This window comes from Dolichospermum sp. LEGE 00246 (assembly GCF_015207865.1).
GTDB lineage: Bacteria > Cyanobacteriota > Cyanobacteriia > Cyanobacteriales > Nostocaceae > Dolichospermum > Dolichospermum heterosporum.
The window spans coordinates 1-4,506 of record NZ_JADEWA010000446.1 but is presented as its reverse complement, the minus strand read 5'-3'; the positions used below and the strand labels follow the sequence as shown (position 1 = coordinate 4,506).

The following is a 4,506-nucleotide window of genomic DNA, read 5'->3' as shown; positions in this document are numbered from 1 at the left end:
GATTGTCTGTCGAGTGGAAAAACCTCTTAGAAGTCATTCTAAGACCACGATGAAGCAGGAAATAAACACTAAGATTATCGCTGTCCAGATGTGTCTAGACTTTGGTAATTTTGGGTAAGTTTTATAGAACGGTCTATTGCCTCTTGCCTTTTGCCTTGCCATAACGACAATTTTCAACGCCAACCCACTTAAGTAATTGGACAAAAATATTTACAGTCATTGCGAGCGAAGGGAAGCAATCGCCAGGGTTGTGATTGCTTCACTTCGTTCCATATGGCTAACGCCACGCCACGCTTACACAATGACATTGTGTAATTAATTCTGTCTCACTACTTATCTGAATTTCCCCCTGGCATTTTCTATGATTCACTTCTATATTAAGAATAGTAAATAATAATTGCCTTTTATACCTATATCCGGTAAAGCCAGATGTATTACCATAGCCTAGTAGCAGATAGCACAGAAAGATATAGAAAATCAAGCAAGAATTTATGGATAAATGAGGAAAGTAAACAGTGAAAGCATCCCTCAAACTGGTTAAAACCGCTGATGACAGGCAGATTGCCGCATTCTTTGAGGAATCGGTAGGTGAATGGCACTCAGAACGACGTTACTACACCCTACCCCAGGGAGAAACCAAGGAAATGGAGAGTATAATCACCATCCGATTTTTAGAACAGGGGTGTGAGGAATTGGAAAAACTAGCCCAACTCCATAATTTAGTAGATTTGCAAAGTTTGACCTGTGGTGCTGAAGTATCTTGGCAAAGCACTGATATAATTAAAGTCAGACGAGAATCTCAAGGCTTAACCCTATTCGGGGCTTTGGGGAATTTATTATATAGAGATCGTGGTTTTGCCACCTCTAAACCAGTTACAGCAGATTATTATTTATCAAATCCTCAAACTCTGTGTTTGCGAACTGAATATAATAATTCAGTATTTGAGGAAGAGATTAAACTCATTGGTAGTAAATATCGTACCCGACAAAGCATCATTTCCCGTGCCAGTGAACAATTAATGATTGGTCAATACCTGGAGAAGCGAATATAATCGAGCGGTTCATGGCTGAAATGCAGGGGATAGGGTTAATTAACGGGCATAACTTACAGGTGGGACTGATCATAAGCAACAAATATGACTTTTTACAACATTTTTTTAACTTCTTCCCACAATTATGATTTTTTGTGTAATCATTGAGAAGTGGGAATTAATTCGGCAGTGATGTTTGTGGTTAGTATTGACAGGCTTTCCCTTTTGGTATTTACAGACTTTTCTCCGAAATCTAAATCTCTACACTCTTATGATTTTGGAAATATTCTATGTCAATTTACGTGGGTAACCTCTCTTATGAAGTTACACAAGATGCGCTGAGTCAAGTTTTTGCGGAATATGGTGCTGTGAAACGTGTTCAGCTTCCCACTGACCGTGAGACAGGTCGCTTGCGCGGCTTCGGTTTTGTGGAAATGGGTACTGATGCTGAAGAACAGGCTGCTATTGATGCCCTTGATGGTGCTGAATGGATGGGTCGTGATTTGAAAGTAAACAAAGCAAAACCCAAAGAAGACAGAGGTCCTTCAGGTGGTGGTGGACGTGGTGGCTACAGCGGTGGCGGTGGCAACCGTGGCGGCGGCGGCGGCGGTGGTCGCTATTAAGTCTAAGCCAAATCTAACTAAAGTTTTTTAGTTATTAAATTCTTGAAAATTGCCTATTCCGTCGGCGGGGTGGGTAATTTTTTTGGCGTTGCTGAAACCAAGTAAGCTGTTACGCAGCTAAATTTGATAACCATAATTTACTCGAACTTTGTAGCATCTTGCCCGCTAGAATTATACAAACTAAATGCACAACAGCTTATGAATTTAGCTGTAGAGACGTTCCATGTAACGTCTCTACAAGGGTTGTAAAATCATCAAAAATTATCTTCATACCTCAAATCGGCAATGCCATTTTTTTATATACGAAGAGATATACATCATCACGTTGATATTTTAAATTAAAATCAGAACGCTTTTTTAATTCCTTAGTCAAATTATTATAATCTTCTACTGTTGCGCCCCAGCCAGGATGGCGGGTATTAAGTAATATATAATGAAAATTATTCAACTCATGGAGTTTATATTTAAAACTAATCTGTTGCCTATGGGTTAAATGTGGAGTAATTACATCTGTAGTCAACACACTGTCTTGAGTTTTCACTAAAGATATTGCTTCTTTAGTAGCTTGCCAATTATCTACAGAATTAAGATATTTGGAAATAAAGAAACCCCATTTACCTAAAATCAAAAACCAAATTAAAGACCATAAAAAAATTACTCTTTTTTGTTTTAGCCATGCTTTATCTGCTGCAATACTAGCAATTAATGCTAACATTATGAAGGGAATTGCTGGTAAAGAATAATGTAAAATTACGTTTTTTTGTGAAGGATGATCAGCAAGTATATTTAATGCTAAACAAGGAATCGCACCTATTAATGGTGTCATGTATTTAGGTATTAAACCCCAGATTACAGGTGCTAATAGAAAAAACAAATATTCTAAATTTATAGACGATAAAATGTTGCTAATAATAATTTTTGGTTGAAATAAGATAATTTGTAATGTTTCCGAAAATGAATTTCCTAAATAGCTATAACGATAAAAATGCCGACTGACTAATGCTGCTTCGCTACCAAAAAAAGGAATAATGATTTTGTTAGCAATTACAAACCATGCTAAACCACTAATAATAGCTATGAAACCGTACAAACGCCGTTTTTCAAATAGTAGCAACCAAACACCCATAGCTGCTACTGTCAAGGAAAGTACAGCTTTACATCCCAATACTACCAAAACATTTATACAAAACCAAAATACTTTTTTGCTTCTTGCATTTAAAACTGCTGTCAAAAGTGCAGGAACAGCAAGAGTATCTGGATGAAAATCACACAAATTACTGTTATATAGGACTGGATATAGTAGGTAAACAACTACCATTGCTATTGCTTGATTGTCTTTCAACCCTGCTTGTAATGCAAGTAAATATGTAGGAAAAGCACCTAAAGACAAAGCAACAGACTGAACTACAAACAACCAATAGACATGAGGATATATTTTATATAGTAAGGCGATAGGATACAAAATCCAAGCAGCATGATCAGCTAAAACATGAAAACCAAGTACAGAGGAAGTTGGCAATTTTCCCTGACTAATTAAGTAAACTGTTTGATCAAAAAATGCTAAATCTCCAGATGAATTAAATAACTCATGCCGAATAATACTAGCTGCTAATAAAATTAAGGCACTAATACTAATAATTACGGAAATGTTATTTTTAGGTATTAATTTTTCCACATTAGAATTTATTATTTATTGATGTTTAAGGAAAAATCAGGCTTTGATTTCTGGTAGATCATATCACAATTTCGCACAATAAACCAAAGAGTAAAACCTAAAGGAATAGAAAACAATTGAATATATATAGGAGTTCCCAAGTAACTAATAAATGATGCCAGTTGCACCGATATTGCTACCCAACGATATTGAGGAAAGTAAAAAGCAAAGATAATAGACAAAATATCTGTAGGATAAAAATATCTTTCGTGCATTTTTGGCAAAAGATATGGCATAAAAAATACTGACATTGTAGCTAAATATATCAGTCTATCTTGAGTAATTTCTAATTTATTTCTATAAACAAGATACACTAATAAAAGTATGGCAGTTACAGTTAACATTAACCCTATAGGCACAACAATGTTATAAAACTCATTAGGAATCCATTGATAAAGATTAGGGACATTTTTAGCTAGTTCTTTATATTTATTAGACTGTTCAAAATATACCAATAGTAATTCTTTTATTGGTCTACCAGCAATCCAAGCTGGCAACATTGCTACTAGATATGCTAAAGGAATTATTGGTAAGTATAACCAAGATATTCTTTTTTTAACTAATAAAATTAATAACAAAGGTGCTAAAAACATTGCTTGTAATTTAAATGAAAGTGCCAGCCCAAAACTGATTAACGCAGGAATTTGTTTGTGAATAGATAAAAAGTAAACACAAGCAATTAATCCCGTGGTATAGATAACATCACATTGTCCCCAAAGGGAACTATTGTAAATTACAGTGGGACTTAAGATAACGGCTAAAAAAGCCCAATTTGCCATTCTCCCCACAGGATATTTAAGCTTGACAATTTTGTAAGTAAAAAATGCACAAATAAAGTCAAAACTCATGGCAAAAAGTTTAATTGCCAGAATTTTTGGTAATCCAGAAAGCAGAGTAGAGGCAATCAAAAGCCAGTAAAGATATGAGGGTGTATAATCAGCGAAGCCATATTTTAAGGCAATGAAACCACCGTGAGACGCGATAAAATCATACCAAGGATCTAAAAAATATTTATAATCTACTGATTTATTGGGAACACAAACTAATCTGATTGTTATAGCAAAGATAATGCCAATTGCCAAATATCTGGGAATTAATATATGATCAAACTTATCTTTTATTGACTTCAATAATGTTT

4 protein-coding genes are annotated in these 4,506 nt (G+C 35.0%); 2 read left to right on the top strand and 2 right to left on the bottom strand.

The features are described 5' to 3' along the window. Positions 1 to 515 precede the first annotated feature (515 nt). The gene (locus tag IQ228_RS21815) at positions 516 to 1,052 is read left to right on the top strand and encodes a phycobiliprotein lyase (RefSeq protein ID WP_027402507.1); all 537 of its coding nucleotides are present in this window, start codon (positions 516 to 518) and stop codon (positions 1,050 to 1,052) included. Positions 1,053 to 1,321: 269 nt separating this feature from the next. Beyond that, positions 1,322 to 1,654, top strand: coding sequence for an RNA-binding protein (locus IQ228_RS21810; RefSeq protein WP_027402506.1), 333 nt, complete (start codon positions 1,322 to 1,324; stop codon positions 1,652 to 1,654). 274 nt (positions 1,655 to 1,928) lie between these two features. Here IQ228_RS21810 and IQ228_RS21805 read toward each other — a convergent pair whose 3' ends face one another. Together IQ228_RS21805 and IQ228_RS21800 are read right to left on the bottom strand one after the other, a co-directional pair. Continuing rightward, on the bottom strand, positions 1,929 to 3,329 hold the full coding sequence (locus IQ228_RS21805; protein ID WP_027402505.1) for a DUF2079 domain-containing protein: 1,401 nt from the start codon (positions 3,327 to 3,329) through the stop codon (positions 1,929 to 1,931). A gap of 11 nt (positions 3,330 to 3,340) precedes the next feature. Further along, positions 3,341 to 4,498: a hypothetical protein gene (locus IQ228_RS21800; protein ID WP_228044005.1), complete on the bottom strand. Its 1,158-nt coding sequence runs from the start codon at positions 4,496 to 4,498 to the stop codon at positions 3,341 to 3,343. Between the last annotated feature and the right edge of the window lie 8 nt (positions 4,499 to 4,506).